This is a genomic window from Chryseobacterium sp. JJR-5R (assembly GCF_034047335.1).
Taxonomy (GTDB): domain Bacteria; phylum Bacteroidota; class Bacteroidia; order Flavobacteriales; family Weeksellaceae; genus Chryseobacterium.
Genome location: NZ_CP139137.1, coordinates 2,160,103 through 2,175,866, shown reverse-complemented (window position 1 = coordinate 2,175,866; position 15,764 = coordinate 2,160,103). Strand labels below are relative to the sequence as shown.

General features: G+C 42.6%; 16 protein-coding genes. 7 read left to right on the top strand and 9 right to left on the bottom strand.

What is annotated here, in order from left to right:
• Positions 1 to 31: 31 nt before the first annotated feature.
• The 3 genes from SD427_RS09670 to SD427_RS09660 all read right to left on the bottom strand — a co-directional run bounded on the left by SD427_RS09670 (position 32) and on the right by SD427_RS09660 (position 2,494).
• Positions 32 to 976 (bottom strand): aldo/keto reductase, encoded by a 945-nt coding sequence (locus SD427_RS09670; protein ID WP_320557589.1) that lies wholly within the window; start codon positions 974 to 976, stop codon positions 32 to 34.
• A gap of 137 nt (positions 977 to 1,113) precedes the next feature.
• Positions 1,114 to 1,923, bottom strand: a complete 810-nt coding sequence (locus SD427_RS09665) for an anti-sigma factor (RefSeq protein WP_320557588.1) — start codon at positions 1,921 to 1,923, stop codon at positions 1,114 to 1,116.
• Between the two features lies 1 nt (position 1,924).
• Positions 1,925 to 2,494 carry an RNA polymerase sigma factor gene (locus SD427_RS09660; RefSeq protein WP_320557587.1) on the bottom strand — a complete coding sequence of 190 codons (570 nt, stop codon included), beginning with the start codon at positions 2,492 to 2,494 and terminating at the stop codon, positions 1,925 to 1,927.
• Between the two features lie 287 nt (positions 2,495 to 2,781).
• Between SD427_RS09660 and SD427_RS09655 the strand changes: the two genes are divergently transcribed.
• The 4 genes from SD427_RS09655 (at position 2,782) to SD427_RS09640 (ending at position 5,348) form a co-directional block, all read left to right on the top strand.
• Complete coding sequence (locus tag SD427_RS09655) at positions 2,782 to 3,351, top strand: fasciclin domain-containing protein (RefSeq protein WP_320557586.1); 570 nt, start codon at positions 2,782 to 2,784, stop codon at positions 3,349 to 3,351.
• Between the two features lie 91 nt (positions 3,352 to 3,442).
• Complete coding sequence (locus SD427_RS09650; RefSeq protein ID WP_320557585.1) at positions 3,443 to 4,153, top strand: ferritin-like domain-containing protein; 711 nt, start codon at positions 3,443 to 3,445, stop codon at positions 4,151 to 4,153.
• Positions 4,154 to 4,180: 27 nt separating this feature from the next.
• On the top strand, positions 4,181 to 5,002 hold the full coding sequence (locus tag SD427_RS09645) for a ferritin-like domain-containing protein (RefSeq protein WP_320557584.1): 822 nt from the start codon (positions 4,181 to 4,183) through the stop codon (positions 5,000 to 5,002).
• Between the two features lie 214 nt (positions 5,003 to 5,216).
• Entirely contained in the window at positions 5,217 to 5,348 is a 132-nt protein-coding gene (locus SD427_RS09640) for a hypothetical protein (RefSeq protein ID WP_320557583.1), read from the top strand.
• Between the two features lie 152 nt (positions 5,349 to 5,500).
• On the opposite strand, the gene SD427_RS09635 is transcribed toward SD427_RS09640, so the two are convergent.
• From SD427_RS09635 to SD427_RS09610, 6 genes are all read right to left on the bottom strand, one after another.
• The gene (locus SD427_RS09635; RefSeq protein ID WP_320557582.1) at positions 5,501 to 6,208 is read right to left on the bottom strand and encodes a DUF421 domain-containing protein; all 708 of its coding nucleotides are present in this window, start codon (positions 6,206 to 6,208) and stop codon (positions 5,501 to 5,503) included.
• Positions 6,209 to 6,521: 313 nt separating this feature from the next.
• The gene (bioA, locus tag SD427_RS09630) at positions 6,522 to 7,790 is read right to left on the bottom strand and encodes an adenosylmethionine--8-amino-7-oxononanoate transaminase (RefSeq protein WP_320557581.1); all 1,269 of its coding nucleotides are present in this window, start codon (positions 7,788 to 7,790) and stop codon (positions 6,522 to 6,524) included.
• 58 nt (positions 7,791 to 7,848) lie between these two features.
• Complete coding sequence (gene bioB / locus SD427_RS09625) at positions 7,849 to 8,832, bottom strand: biotin synthase BioB (RefSeq protein WP_320557580.1); 984 nt, start codon at positions 8,830 to 8,832, stop codon at positions 7,849 to 7,851.
• Positions 8,817 to 9,440 (bottom strand): dethiobiotin synthase, encoded by a 624-nt coding sequence (gene bioD, locus SD427_RS09620; RefSeq protein ID WP_320557579.1) that lies wholly within the window; start codon positions 9,438 to 9,440, stop codon positions 8,817 to 8,819. The genes bioB and bioD overlap by 16 nt, the downstream gene beginning before the upstream one ends.
• A gap of 91 nt (positions 9,441 to 9,531) precedes the next feature.
• Positions 9,532 to 10,689 (bottom strand): aminotransferase class I/II-fold pyridoxal phosphate-dependent enzyme, encoded by a 1,158-nt coding sequence (locus SD427_RS09615; RefSeq protein WP_320557578.1) that lies wholly within the window; start codon positions 10,687 to 10,689, stop codon positions 9,532 to 9,534.
• Positions 10,634 to 11,257, bottom strand: a complete 624-nt coding sequence (locus tag SD427_RS09610) for a hypothetical protein (protein WP_320557577.1) — start codon at positions 11,255 to 11,257, stop codon at positions 10,634 to 10,636. The genes SD427_RS09615 and SD427_RS09610 overlap by 56 nt, the downstream gene beginning before the upstream one ends.
• 65 nt (positions 11,258 to 11,322) lie before the next feature.
• On the opposite strand from SD427_RS09610, the gene SD427_RS09605 reads away from it, so the two are divergent.
• The 3 genes from SD427_RS09605 to SD427_RS09595 all read left to right on the top strand — a co-directional run bounded on the left by SD427_RS09605 (position 11,323) and on the right by SD427_RS09595 (position 15,684).
• On the top strand, positions 11,323 to 12,804 hold the full coding sequence (locus SD427_RS09605; RefSeq protein ID WP_320557576.1) for a PLP-dependent aminotransferase family protein: 1,482 nt from the start codon (positions 11,323 to 11,325) through the stop codon (positions 12,802 to 12,804).
• 121 nt (positions 12,805 to 12,925) lie between these two features.
• Positions 12,926 to 13,963, top strand: coding sequence for a ligase-associated DNA damage response exonuclease (locus SD427_RS09600; protein WP_320557575.1), 1,038 nt, complete (start codon positions 12,926 to 12,928; stop codon positions 13,961 to 13,963).
• Between the two features lie 140 nt (positions 13,964 to 14,103).
• Complete coding sequence (locus tag SD427_RS09595) at positions 14,104 to 15,684, top strand: ATP-dependent DNA ligase (RefSeq protein WP_320557574.1); 1,581 nt, start codon at positions 14,104 to 14,106, stop codon at positions 15,682 to 15,684.
• The last annotated feature ends 80 nt before the right edge of the window (positions 15,685 to 15,764 follow it).

The following is a 15,764-nucleotide window of genomic DNA, read 5'->3' as shown; positions in this document are numbered from 1 at the left end:
TATTTGAACGGTTTTATTTATGTTTCTTCAGTTATTGGCTTGCTGTATTCAGAAGCTCGACATCTTCATTGCTGAGTTCCAGCTGAGGTGCGGCAAATAGTGTTTTCAGTTGGGATGCACTTGTAGCACTTACAATCGGGGCCGTGACCAGCGGATTTGCCAGTAACCAGGCTAATGCCACGGCTGCCGGATCTGACCCATGGGCCGAACTGACCAGGTCTAAAGCTTTCAGGACTTCTAGCCCTTTCGGATTTAAATATTTCCCGGCTCCTTCTCCTCTCTGGCTTTTTGATAAATCATCTTCACTACGGTATTTTCCGGTTAAAAATCCTGAGGCAAGTGACCAGTAGGTAAAAACGCTCAGGTCAAATTCCTGGACCAATGAAGCATACTGGGTTTCAAATTTTTCCCGTTCCACAAGATTGTAATGCGGCTGCAGGGCTACATATTTCGGGAGGTGATGTTCCCGGGAAACTTCAAAGGATTCCTTCAGCCTTTCCGGTGACAGGTTTGAAGCACCGATATAGCGTACCTTTCCTGCTTTTATAATTTCATCATAGGCAGACAAAGTTTCTTCAACCGGTGTCTTGTTATCATCAAAATGAGTGTAATATAAATCAATATGATCGGTCTGGAGACGCTGTAAAGATTCGTCCACAGATTTCAGGATGTGTTTCCTGCTGATGTCATGGCCATGTTCCTTTGTTTCAGAACCTACCTTTGTAGCAACCACCAGTTCATTCCTGTTGCCGCGGTTTTTCATCCATTTTCCGATGATTTCCTCAGACTGCCCGCCTTCTCCGTTTACCCACCAGCAATAGGTGTCTGCAGTATCTATAAAGTTGAAACCGCCTTCTGTAAACTGATCCAGAATATCAAAAGACTGTTTCTCGTCCAGTGTCCATCCGAAAACATTACCGCCGAAATTAATCGGTGCTACTGACAGATCGGTATTTTTTATTGTTTGTTTTTTCATAAAAATAATGATTGATAAACTTAAAGATAAGAAATTTACTTTGTTTGAGATAAAGATATCTTATTGAACCAGGGTTTCCGACAACAAAAAAGACCAGCTTTTATAGCTGATCTTTATATTTTATCTTATGATTGAAGTCAAATTTCTCCCATCACATACATATTCTCCATTGTAGGAACCGGGCTTCCGCCTTGTTTTTCCAGGGTAATGGCAAAAGCCTGTGCATCCGGGATGCTGGCAAGTGCTGTTCTGATGTCCTTATCTTCGGTATACATGCCGGCATTTACCGGCTTTCCATCGGCAATAGCCCAAAGCTGGTACTGCATGCCTTCAGGAGCTTTAGGAAGGTTTTCCGCATTCAGATAGACTTTTTTTGTTTTTTTATCCCAGAATACCGTCGCTTTGGAATCTGTATGTTTTTCAACGCCTTTCAGCATCACAACCTTCATTTCAGGATTGGTAAACATCTCCATTTTCTGGTTCATTTTTTGCATGGCCACGTCCTGGGACTGCTTTTCGCTCTGTATTGCGGTCAGCTGTTGTTGTGTTTTAGCGCGGTCATTCATCCAGAACAGGTTTCCGGCTACGCTGACCAGGAACAAAACCATGGCAGCAACGGCATAGGCCTTCCAGTTCCCGGTGCGCTGTATTCTGATCTCTTCCTGCGGTTTTGCTGCAGGAATATCTACGGAGAATACCGGCGGATGGTCTTCAACGGTCCGCTCCTTCTGTAGCTTTTCCCAGATTTTGGATTTCAGGTCTGCGGGAGGAGCTACTGCCTGGGCATTAGCAAGGGCTTCCATTGTCTTCTGAGCCTCTTCAAAAGCAGCTTTTACTTCAGCATTGTTTTTCATCACACACTCCAAAATACCTGCTTCTTCTGTAGAAGCAAGACCTAGAATATAAGATTCTATGATTCCGGATGATATGTATTCTTTAGTGTTCAATTTATTGATAATCTTTTAACAAATCCTTTAATTTCATCAGTGCATTCCGCATCTTGGTTTTTACAGTCCCAAGCGGAATCTTGAGCTTCTCGGCAATTTCATTCTGGGTATATCCCTGATAATATGCCAGGTCGATAAGTTCCTTTTTGTCTACATCCAGACTTTCAAGCACTTTACTGAAGCCGATAAAATCTGAAGCGTCATGGGTCGTTGAAAGCTCTGCAGAGTTATATACGAAATCCGGAAGAGATTGGTTTTTAAGTTCGTTCTGGAAACCTTTTGATTTTAAATAATCTATAGCAGTATTTCTGGCAATATTGATCATCCAGGTATAGAACCGTCCTTTTGACGAGTCATATTGATGGATAGAATTCCAGATTTTTACAAACACATCCTGAATAATGTCTTCGGTATAATCTTTTGACTGAACGATCCGGAGTATAATACCGTATAACGCACCGGAATAGTGGTCATACAGGTAATGAAAACCATTTTCGTTTTTTTCTTGTAATAAAACGATAAGTTGCTCTTCCGAATAGTTTGTTTTAATAGCGAATAATTTTCTTTTCAAATATACTGAAAAAATTAAACATTACCATGCGGTAAGATTAAATTTTAAATACCCCAACAAAATTAAACAATTGTTTACTATTTCACAACAAAAAGTCCTTAATATTAACAAGTTTTAATAATTTAATAAAAAAGATAATTAAATTTAAAAAATAAGTTGCTGATTATTAACGGTTTAAAAAAAATATTGAAAATTTTAAATCTGAATTGAAACCACTCTCGTAAATGACTATAACAACGGCAATTGAATTGCATATAAATTAATAAGATAACTTAAAAAATAAAATAATGAAGACAAAATCAAAAATCGCAGTCTTAGGAATGGTTGCTCTATCATTCGCTTTCAGCGGAAATGCAGCTGCACAGATGAAAAAAGAAAAAACGGTTATGGTAGGCGGTGCTGCCATGTATCCTTCTAAAAATATTATTGAAAACGCAGTAAATTCCAAAGATCATAAAACACTGGTGGCTGCCGTTAAAGCAGCAGGGCTGGTAGAAACCTTACAGGGTACGGGGCCTTTTACGGTTCTTGCTCCTACTGATGCGGCATTTGCAAAACTTCCCAAAGGAACTGTGGAAAACCTGGTAAAGCCTGAAAACAAAGCAATGCTTACCAAGATCTTAACTTATCATGTCCTTCCGGGGAAATTCAATGCGAAAGAAATCATGACTACCGTTAATTCAAAAGGCGGAAAGGCAATGATGAAAACCGTAGAGGGCGAACAATTGACGTTCTGGACAAAAGGAAAAGACCTGTATATAAGAGATGCTAAGGGAAATGATGCTAAAGTTACAATAGCTGATGTTAATCAGTCAAATGGGGTCATTCACGTTATAGACACGGTTTTAATGCCGTAATGGTTTGTTAGTTGTGAAACAGCATAATTCTTTTATGCTGTTTTTTCTCTATCATAATTAAGATAAAATTCTCACTTAAACAGATTATATTATGAAAAAAACAATTAGTGTTTCTAATCAGGGAGCCACCCTTGATACGAACAGAAGAAACTTTCTAAAATTAAGTGGTGTGGGGCTGGCAATGGCCGGGCTTACGCTGATCGGATGTGATGACAACGACTTTGAGTTTGTTGACAACAATGTCTTCGACCTGGGAAAAGGCGACGTGGGTATCCTTAACTATGCGTATGCACTGGAACAGCTTGAGGCGGATTTCTATACCAAAGTGGTTAATAATTTCTATACCGGGATTTCCAATGCCGAAAAACAGATCTTTACGGATCTTTACCACCATGAAGTGATCCACAGGGATTTCTTTAAGGCAGCGATTTCCGGAGCAACTTCCAATGTTCTTCCTACGCTTGAGTTCCAGTATCCCAATGTGAACTTCAGTGACAGGAATTCCGTACTTGCTACGGCAAAAGCACTTGAAGATACAGGGGTAGCAGCTTACAACGGTGCAGGAAAGTACATTACCAATGTAGACTATCTTGTTATTGCAGGGAAAATTGTTTCCGTGGAAGCAAGACATGCCGCTGCAATCAGAGACCTTATCAATCCGGGAACCGCAGCGTTTTCAGGGGATGATGTAGTGAACCCTACTAACGGTCTTGATGTTGCAAAAGAGCCTAAAGACGTTGTAACGGCAGCAGGCGGGTTCTTTAAAACTCCGTTTACCTGGAAAGAACAAGGAATCGGTTAATTTATTCACTTCACAAAAATTTACATTATGAACATTCTAAAATTACTAGATAGATTATCTGACGATAAATTCTTCACAACGGAAGCATCAAGGCTGGAAACACTTTCCCAAATATCCCAATTCGGTAAAAAAGCAGCAGTTGCCTCTATTCCTTTAGGGTTGGGTGCTTTAATGACTACTTCTGCCAAAGCACAGACCACCGCTACTACTGCAACCGTACCCGGAAATGCCGGTAAAAGTGCATTAACAGATGCACTTCAGCTTGCTTTGGTACTGGAATACCTGGAAGATGAATATTATACTAAAGGACTTTCAACGGCTGGGTTAATCCCAAGTACTGACCGTCCGGTTTTCATGCAGATCTCCAAGCATGAAAGTGCTCACGTTGCTTTTCTGAAAAGTACACTGACTTCACTTGGACAAACTCCGGGAGCCAAACCTACATTCGATTTTACGGTAAACGGAGCATTTTCTCCTTTTTCAGACTATAATCAGTTCCTGGTACTGGCCCAGGCGTTTGAAGATACCGGCGTAAGAGCGTACAAAGGGCAGGCAGGAAATGTAATGTCCAACAAAACCGTATTACAGGCTGCTTTACAGATCCATTCCGTAGAAGCAAGACATGCTTCACAGGTAAGAAGGATGAGAGCAAACAAAGGCTGGATTGAATTGGCTAACGGCGGAAACATGCCGGCAGCAACCAACCCTGTATATGCAGGAGAAGGTGTTACCGTACAGGCCGGGTTTAATACGGCTGCAGCTTTCGGTCCGGAAGCAGGTTCTGCAGCTTATGATGAAATATTAACGGGAAGTGATGCCCAGGCAATAGCAACATTGTTTATTGACTGAGGAAATTTCTTAATGTTAGGTGTGTCCCTTTCCGATTTTTCGGGAAGGGATTTTTATAAAGCATAATCAGGTTTCTATTGACTGGATATAATTTGATTTAACGACATAGCACTGACTTTAAACTATTTATCTGAATGTAGAAATTAACTGCATACTATTAATCATCGTTAGTTGGTGTGGTATTTGATGGTTATTTCCAATAAAACAAAATGTTATGAATGCAAAAACAGAAAATAAAGAAGCTTCCGGAATGATGCGTAATCCGGTAAAAATTCTTGTTTTGGGAATCGTGGCCTTATTGGCATTCGGAATTTCTATCAGTTCGCAAAAGCTGAATGCGGGATAAAATAGTGATCATGATTATCAATAGATTTTATAAATGGATGTCATGCTATGTTTAACATAAGACGTATATTAATTATATTTGTATATCGAAATAATTTTTTTTCATCATTTGTGTTTTTTTTAAGGCTTCTTTCGGGAAGCCTTTTCGTTTATTTAAGTTACCCTTTTCATATTACTGGCTCCTACCCATTTGTCTTTTTCACATTTACAGCAGCGGCCTGCATTGCCGGTATCCTTCTCTTCCGTATGTCCGCAGAACGTACACGAATAAAAACCTTTGCTGTTTATGCTTTTAAGCGGGTTTTCTAAAGATCCGGGCATAATCGGAAGCCCGAATTTTACTTCCTGGTCTTCAAAGTAAAAAACGCTGATCTCTCCCGAGACCTCTTCAATAGCCTTTTCGATCTGACCGAGATGTGAAATGCCTTTCAGCCTCAGCTCCGCAAAAAATTCATCACTTCCAAGATTTTCCTTTTTAAAATTCTCAATGGAAAATTCGCCTTTCTCGATCAGGCAGATGGATGTTCCTTCCAGCAATTTTTCAAAAAACTTACTTTTTCCTATAATATAGGTTACCGAAGTATAAAGCAGGATAATCACCATAAAAACAATGACGGAAGACGCTATCCCCACTTCCTTATAAAACATCGGGTCCCCTGCTGCAGAGCCCAGCCCGATGATCACGACCAGTTCAAAAAGTGACAGCTGCTTTACTCCCCTCTTTCCTAATATCCTGAGGCCGATAATGATCGTTAAAAACATGATAAAGGTCCTCAAAACGATTTCCAGAAGAAATGACCATTCTTCCTGTCCCATTAAAAATTCCTTCCATTCTAACTGCAAAAGTAATGAAGATGCCATACAATTTATTTACTGTCTGGGGTTCAAAAAATAAGCCAATGAATATGTCGTTAACCAACAGAGGTTCCTGTTTTCTTCTGCGAAGGAAAAGTTACCATCATCTGTCAAGCCGTTTCAGGAATAAGCTTTTAACAAAATCTGCTTCTTTCCCGAACCTGATACGTTTCAACAAAACAGGAGCATGATTGATTTTCAGGATTAAGAAATATGGCCGGTCTGTCTTCATGCATCATATCACAGCTGATCAGTCTTTCTATGTCAAGAAGCACAATGTCTATTGGCGAGTATACAGCAAAGCTGCAATGCTTAATCATTATTTTAAAGCATCAAGCACTTCTGTAATACTGGTGTAAACAAATTCCAGTTCTTCCCGTGTGATACAGTAAGGCGGAACAAGATATATTACATTTCCCAAGGGGCGCATGATGATCCCTCTTGACAGAAATTCATGATACAGCATTTTTCCGGTTTCATTGAAATAGGAAGTCTGCCGGCTGTTCTTAACTTCCAAGGCTAGGATGGTTCCGGTCTGCCTTACCTGATCAACCTGCTGATGCCGGCTCAAAATAACTGAAAAATCAGCATGCTGTTCAGTAATCCGCTGAATATCCGCCTGTGTTGCTTCATCAAGTAATAATTCCATACTGGCAAGGGCTGCAGTGCATGCCAGGGGATTTGCGGTAAAAGAATGGCCGTGAAACAAGGTTTTATACGGGTCTTCGGATAAAAATGCACCGAAAATATCCTGTGAGCAGGTGGTAATTCCCATAGGCATGGTTCCGCCGGTCAGGCCTTTTGAAAAACACATGATGTCCGGCTTTTCCGAAAGATAATTTGCGGCAAACAGTTTTCCCGTCCTGCCAAAGCCTGTAAAAACCTCATCCTGAATCATAAGGATACCCTGTTCCCGGCAGAATTTCATCATTGCATCCAGATCTTCTGCCCTGTGCATCAGCATTCCGGCAGCTCCCTGAACCAGCGGCTCGTAGATAAAGCAGGCTACCTCATCTGCATGGATTTTGATAACGGATTTTAAATGTTCAAGATTTTCCGGAGCCGGCGCATCGATAAAAATCACTTCAAACAGCATGTCGCCGAAAGGCTTTGTCCAGGCGCTCCTTCCGCTTACGGACATGGCCCCGAACGTATCGCCGTGGTAAGCATTATTAAAGGCCAGGATTTTTGTTTTTTTCGTTCCGGTATTATGGGCAAGCTGTATACAGATCTTCAGCGCAACCTCCACTGCGGTTGAACCGTTGTCAGAATAGAACACTTTCTTCTGGTTCTCAGGAAGGAGTTTTAGTAAATTCTCCGAAAGCTCTATTGCCGGCTTGTGGGTAAATCCTGCAAAAATAACCTGTTCCAGCGTATGCAGCTGCTCAGCTACTCTCCCGGCGATATAAGGATGCGCATGGCCATGAAGTGTAACCCACCAGGAAGAAACAGCATCAATGTATTTATTTCCCTGATCATCGAAAAGATAAACACCTTTTCCTTTTACAATAGGGATGGCATCGGCTGCCGTCTGCATCTGGGTATACGGGTGCCAGTTGACCGCTTTATCGCGTTGCTGTAAGTTCATGGATTTTTAAAGTAAGTGATTTATGAATGAGTATGTATATGCGTAAACACATGATTCATTATTCAGCAGCCTGTTTTTCTCTCTTCATTGGCTTCAGGCCTAATTTTTCGAGCATCTGCATATCTTCTGAAACGCCCGGATTCGGGGTGACGAGCAAAGTTTCCCTTTCACCGGTAAAGATGGAGTTTGCGCCTGCCATAAAACACCAGGCCTGCTCAAATTCCGTCATTTCAACTCTTCCTGCGCTCAACCGGACCATAGAGAAAGGCATTATGATTCTTGCCGTGGCGATCATTCTTACCATTTCCCAGGTATCGGTTTTTTCATTGTCTTCAAGCGGTGTCCCTGCTACTCTTGCCAGTGCATTGATCGGAACGGATTCCGGATGCCTCGGCATGGTAGATAAGGTCAGCAACATAGAAATCCTGTCATGATGCGTTTCACCTAACCCGATAATCCCTCCTGAGCAGACAGTAATCCCGGCTTTCCGGACATTATTGATGGTGTTGATACGGTTGTCAAACGTTCTGGTGGAAATGATTTCTTCATAATACTGTTCAGAAGTGTCAAGGTTATGGTTGTAGGCATACAGACCGGCTTGCTGAAGGCGGACTGCCTGCTCTTCGGTCAGCATTCCCAGGGTACAGCAAACCTCCAGTCCCAGCTCATTAACGCCTTTTACCATATCGATCACCCGGTCGAAATCACGGTTATTCCGTACTTCCCGCCATGCTGCGGCCATACAGAACCTGGATGAGCCGGTGTCTTTCGCCTTTTGGGCATGTGCAATCACCGTTTCTGTAGTCAATAACGCCTGAACCTTGATGTTGGTATGATAGCGCGCTGCCTGCCCGCAATAGGAACAGTCTTCCGGGCAGCCGCCGGTTTTTATCGAAAGCAGGGTTGACATCTGAATTTCTTCAGGATTATGCCACTGCCGGTGAACGGTAGCCGCTTTGTAGACCAGCTCAATGAGCGGAAGATTATAGATATCCCTGATTTCTTCTTTTGTCCAGTCGTTTCTTATTATTTTTCGATCCATCTTTTTTGTGATAATTGTTTTGTAATACTTTCTATATGTTCTTTTGTTATTTTTTCAAGATCAGGAATTCTTACCACGGAAGTTTCAGGCGGAAGATGCCCGCGGATAATATGCTCTGTATCCGGCGGAAAATCCCCGTTAAGGATCAGGTATTTCAGCTGCACTGCATGCTGCTGCAGGGCCATTACCGACAACAGCGTATGATTGATACAGCCCAGGTAGTTCCTTGCCACCAAAGCCACCGGAAGATCCAGTTTTTTAATCAGATCAATCATGCAATAATCTTCATTAAGCGGTACCATCAGGCCTCCGGCTCCTTCCACAATCATAGGATTTGAAGTCTCAGGGATTTTAAATCTATGTAGATCTATTGTCACCCCTTCTTCTTTGGCTGACTGGTGAGGTGACGCGGCCAGCTTAAAACGGTATGTTTCCGGATGGCAAACGGTATCATTTCCTGTCCATTCTTTTATTTTCATGCTGTCGGAATTCCTGAGGTCTCCCGACTGAACGGGCTTCCAGTATTCAGCGTTAAAATATTTCGTCAAAATGGCCGAGCATACGGTTTTCCCCACTTCAGTCCCTATTCCGGTTATAAATAATTTCATATCAGAAAATTAAAATTCATAATTAGTTTCGGTATTAAGATTGATCTTATACCCTGCTTTAAATAAATGTCAGAAGATTGATTCATGTGACTTATAGAATGTCCCTGATAATTCCTGTGAGCTTTATAATTTCTTCTTCTGTATTAAAGCTGTGAATACAGATACGGAGACGTTCAGACCCTTCCTTTACCGCCGGGCTGCATACGGCATAAGTTAGCAGTCCTTTATCATATAATGTCTTCTGCAGGCTTTTCAGTTTCCGGGTATCAGGAATTAAAACTGCCTGAACGGGACTTCCTTCTGATGAAATCGAATTCAGCCTCTGCTGACGGAAAATCTTGATGTTTTTCTGAAGTCCTGCGGACCTTTCAGGATGCTTTTTTAAGAAGTCATATCCTGTTTTTATACCGATCCACTGCACATCAGGTGCTGAAGTTGTATAAATGAACGGAGAGGCAAAATTGATCAGATAAGATACTATTAAACCGGTACTTAGAACCGCGGCACCATGCATGCCCAAAGCTTTGCCGTAGGTAATAACGGTTGCGAGCACTTTGTTCCGGAGCTGATACCGGTCTGCCAGGCCGTACCCAAAGATCCCGAAAGCATGGGCTTCATCTACAATCAGGCCTGCCCGGTACTTTTCACAGACCCCGGCGATTTCCTGTATCGGGGCAACATCCCCATCCATGGAATAAAGGCTTTCTATGGCAATATAACAGCGTCCTTTTTGCCTGCTTAATATCCTTTCCAGATCCTCAGGGTCATTGTGCCTGAATTTTAACTTTTTAGCATACGATAATGTACAGCCATCATGTACGGAACGATGGATTTTTTCATCGGCTATAACAGTATCATGCCGGTTCGGAACTGTTGAAAATAAAGCAAGGTTGGCATGATACCCTGAAGGAAAAAGCAGTGCGGAAGGATACCGGTGTTCCCTGGCTATCCATTGTTCGGTTTCGGCTGTATGATCGCTGTTTCCGCTGACTAATCTGGAACCCGTACTGCCTGACAGCAGCTGAGGATTTTGAATGATTTTTTTCAACAGCAATTGCTGCAGCTCTTCATTCCCTGCCAGCCCCAGATAATCATTGGAGTAAAAATCAATACCTCCTGTTCTTGGCTGCAATACCCTTAAATTCCCGTTCTTTTCCCTTTTATCAAGCGCATCCTGCAGGTGTTGGAGCCCGTTATGCATGATCAGGGATTTCCACTTCATGGATGATGGCCTTAATCCATGCGTCATACAGCTCTTTTTCCATCTGTACTATATTTTCGGCATGCTTATGCCATGTTCCGGAAAACCCGTTAAGCTGCGAAACCATTTCTTCCAGATGGCCTTCTTCTTCAAGAATTATGGATTTTACCATCACCTTTGATGATGCCCTGGTAAGAACATCCTGGTAAACCGGGTACAGTTCATCGGCACGGACCTCAATGGCATAGGTTACAAAAAGATAGGCTGCATATTTAAGCTTTTCCTGGGTCAGGGTAAAATGTTTTTTCAGGTATTTGCAGGCTTTAATGTCCAAAGCATGCAGGTACTGCCTTGTTGCCGCCGCAGCCAGCAGTTCATCATTCCCGTAAGCCGTACACAGTCCGCTACCCAATTTTCCGATCTGTTTTTTCAGGTAATAGGCATGGCGGTGTTCTTCGCAGGCATGTTTCAGCTGAATGATATTTACCTGAGCAGGGTGCTCGCAGGCGGAAATTTTTCTGGCCCCGGCATTTTCCATGAATGAAAGGGTGTTGAGCCATCGTGCATGTGTCAGGGGATCCTGAACAATTCTTTCGATAAGGCTGTAGAATTCCATAGATTTTATTTTGATTCCAAAATTAGTATATTGCCGGATGGCTGAATGGTGCCGGTTTTAATATTATGGATAGTCCGGTTGAAATTCCTTATAAAAGTTTTATTACGATTGATCGAGATTCCGATATTTCCGTATACCTGCAGGTGGCCGGCCAGCTGGTGAATGCCATACAGCGGGGCTATCTTCCTTTCGGCACGAAACTTCCGGGAACAAGGTCCCTGAGCCGGATTCTCGAAGTCCACAGGAATACGGCAGTCAATGTCTATGAAGAATTAATGGCTCAGGGCTGGATAGAAACATATCCCAATAAAGGGACGTTTGTGATCGGCAAAGACAGGGAACAGCCACTAAAAATCAAAAAATTTGAAAAGGACCATCTCGGAAACTATCCAAAAACAGCGGGATTTTCTTTTAAGACCTCCAATATTCTGGACAATCCCTTTGAACATTCAGGCTGCGACTACCTTTTCAACGACGGCATCCCCGATATCCGTCTGACCCAGGTTGACCAGCAATCCAGAATCTACAGTGCAACGTTAAAACGGAAAGCCCATAAGATCGGCCAGTACAATTACGACGGAAGTGAATTCTTTAAAAAGAATCTCTCCCAATATTTAAATCTGTCCAGAGGCCTGCCGATTTCGAGAAGCAATCTTCTGATTACGAGAAGCACGGAAATGAGTATTTACATTGTTTCAGAAATACTGCTGGCACAGGACGATATAGTTCTGGTAGGCGAACTGAGCTATTTTTCAGTCAATATGATTTTTCAGAAAGCCGGAGTGGATATCCGTTCCGTCCCGATTGATGAGCATGGAATAAATGTGAATGAAGTAAGGAGTATCTGTGAGAAACAAAAGGTCAGGATGCTGTATCTTACCCCACATCACCATTATCCCACAACCGTTACATTAAGCGCCCATCGCCGGCTGGAACTCCTGGACCTTGCTGCTGAATTCGGCTTTATCATTCTGGAAGACGATTATGACTATGAATTCCATTATGATAAAAGCCCCATTTTGCCCCTGGCCAGTGCAGATACGAACGGCATGGTGGTATACATCGGTTCTTTCGGGAAATCCTTGGCTCCCGGTTTCCGGACAGGCTTTATTGTGGCTCCCGAAAACCTGATGGCGGAAATGCGTAAGTATCTGGGAATTATAGACCGGCAGGGCGATGTGCTGATGGAACATGTCCTGGGTGAAATGATTGCCGAAGGCGAAATCAACCGGTACCTGAAGAAATCCCTTAAAATTTACCGCGAAAGAAGAGACCATTTCTCCCTGCTTCTTGAGGAAAAAATGGGGGAATGGATCAGTTTTCAGAAGCCTTCGGGCGGACTTGCCGTCTGGGCAGAATGGAAATTTCCGGTCAACCTGATGAAGCTGAGCCGGGAATGCTCAAAGAACAACCTGTTTATTCCGAAAACTCTGCTTTACCAGAATAAGGAACTGACGGCCATGAGGCTCGGATTTGGAAATTTTAATCTGGACGAAGCCGAAAAAAGCATTGATATTATCTCAGGGACGGTCAAAAAGCTGTTGTGATTATCATTCCGGATAACCTGAGACTGACATCAATCCGTCAGGTACCCGATTGAGAAGATTAAAATCATAATTTTTAAATGATTGGTTAGGTTTTTGAATGGTAAAATCCAAATCCGCACTATTGAAACTGATTACATTTACCAATAAAGGAATTTACTGTCCGCAGGGGAAGTTTTATATTGATCCCTGGAGGCCCGTAGATCTCGCCTTAATCACGCACGGCCATGCCGACCATGCCCGGTGGGGAATGAAGAAATACCTATGCCACCATTTTACAAAACCGATCCTCTATAAAAGGATCAGTGAAGACATCGAATGCCAGAGTGTGGAATACGGCGAAGTCATCAATATGAACGGCGTAAAGGTATCGTTTCATCCGGCAGGCCATATCATCGGCTCTGCACAGATCCGTCTGGAATATAAAGGCTATGTAAGTGTTATTTCCGGAGACTATAAAGTTCAGTATGATGGATTGAGTACGCCTTTTGAAGTGGTAAAGTGCCATGAATTTGTAAGTGAGAGCACATTCGGGCTGCCGATTTACAACTGGCTGGAAGTGGATGACCTGAATAAGAGAATGCAGAACTGGGTGCTTAAAAACAAGGAAAACCAGAAAACGTCCGTATTTATCGGATATTCCCTCGGAAAAGCTCAGCGGATCATGAAAGCGGTGGAAGGCCTTGGGAAAATCCATGTTCACTACTCTATCGGAAAATTAAATGAAGCTTTTGAAAATGCAGGCATTACGCTCCCGGAATATGAAGTGCCGGATTTCAGGGAAAGTATAAAGCATGTACAGGATGACATTGTTATCGTTCCGCCTGCTTTACTGGACAGCAATGTAATTAAAAAAATCCCGAATCCCGCCACGGCCATCTGTTCAGGCTGGATGCAGGTGCGCGGGGCGAGAAGATGGCGGAGCGCGGATGCCGGCTTTCCCATGAGCGATCATGCAGATTGGGGCGGCCTGTTACAGGCCATAAAAGCAACGGAAGCAGAAATCGTTCATGTTACGCATGGGCAGACCGAAGTTTTTTCAAAATATTTAAATGAAATCGGGATAAAAGCGGATGTCGTAGAGACATTGTATGGCGATGATGAAGAGGAAACCGAGAAGGAAGAAACTGCCGAAGCATCTGCATCTCAACCCAAGGAATGATTCAGTACTTTAAAAGATTGTACAAACGACCTGAACAAAATCTTTTTTCAATAAAGAAAGCAATAGAGAAAGTTTATGAATAAAGGTTATAATAGCCCCAATTGTTAAAGAATCGATTACCGGAAATTATATTTTAAATTATGAAGCATTTCGCAGAACTGATCAATGCCCTCGAAAGCACCAATAAAACCAACGCCAAGATCGATGCCATCATTGACTATCTGGAACGTGCACCGGATGATGACAAGGTATGGTTTATTGCATTGTTTACAGGCAAGAGGCCCAAACGGAATGTCAATACCAATTATATGAAAGAATGGGCACTTCAAATTACCGGGCTGCCCTTCTGGCTTTTTCAGGAAAGCCATTCTTCGGTGGGAGACCTCGGTGAAACCATTTCACTGATTCTTCCGCCGCCAACTGAAAAAATAGAGCGTACCCTTTCCCAGTGGATGAATGACATCATCGGTTTAAAAGGAAAGTCAGATGACGATAAAAAAGACTTTGTCCTGCATTCCTGGAATGGGCTCGACTATACGGAACGCTTGATATTCAATAAATTACTGGGCGGGAGCTTCCGGATCGGGGTGTCGGATAAGACTTTGATCAATGCACTGACCAAGTTTTCAAACCAGGAATCCAGCACATTAATGCACAGCCTGATGGGAAAATGGGTGCCGGAAGAAGCATCATTCCAGGAACTTATTTCCGCAGAAAATATCAATCCCGACAATTCAAAGCCCTATCCTTTCTGCCTGGCTTATCCGCTGGAAAAAGAGCCGGAAGATCTGGGAACTCCGGATGAATGGCTGGTTGAATACAAATGGGACGGGATCCGCGGTCAGATCATCAGAAGGAATGACGAAGTGTTTATATGGTCCAGAGGTGAAGAACTCATTACCGAACAGTTCCCGGAAATTGCGGAAACAATTCAGCAGATGAAGGGCAATTTTGTTATTGACGGGGAAATCCTGGCGGTAAAAGATGATAAAGTCCTGAACTTTAATGAGCTCCAGAAAAGGCTGAACCGGAAAACATTAACCAAAAAAATGCTTTCCGAAATTCCGATCCAGGTTTTTGCCTATGATATACTGGAACTGGAAAACAATGACCTGCGGGAGAAACCTATTTCCGCAAGGCGTGCCATGCTGGAAGAACTTCTGCTGAATGAAGCCCCAGAACATATTAAGCTGTCCGAAGTTATTAGTTTTAAAAACTGGAATGACTTAAACCAGATCAGGGAAAGTTCCCGCGAAATCAACAGTGAAGGGCTGATGCTGAAAAAGAAAGATTCCTTCTACCATTCCGGGCGTAAAAAAGGCGACTGGTGGAAGTGGAAAATTAATCCGTTAACCATCGATGCAGTAATGATCTATGCGCAGAAAGGAAGCGGAAGAAGAAGTGCTTACTACACAGACTACACATTTGCGGTAAAGAACGGTGATGCGCTGGTGACCATAGCCAAAGCCTATTCCGGGCTTACTGATAAAGAAATTATGGAAGTCAGCCGATTTGTGAACAAAAATGCGATTGAAAAATTCGGTCCCGTGCGTACCGTAAAGGCTGAATTGGTCTTTGAAATCGCTTTTGAAGGCATAGGGTTCAGCAGCCGGCATAAAAGCGGAGTTGCCCTGCGTTTTCCCAGGATTTTAAGATGGCGGAAAGACAAGACAGTTAATGAAATTGATGATCTGGAAGAAATAAAAAAACTTATTCAGTAATTTCTTTGAATGCATAAATAAAGAAATACTGCAAATTGAATAAAAAACCTTACCTGAAACGGCAGATACTGCATTAAAAA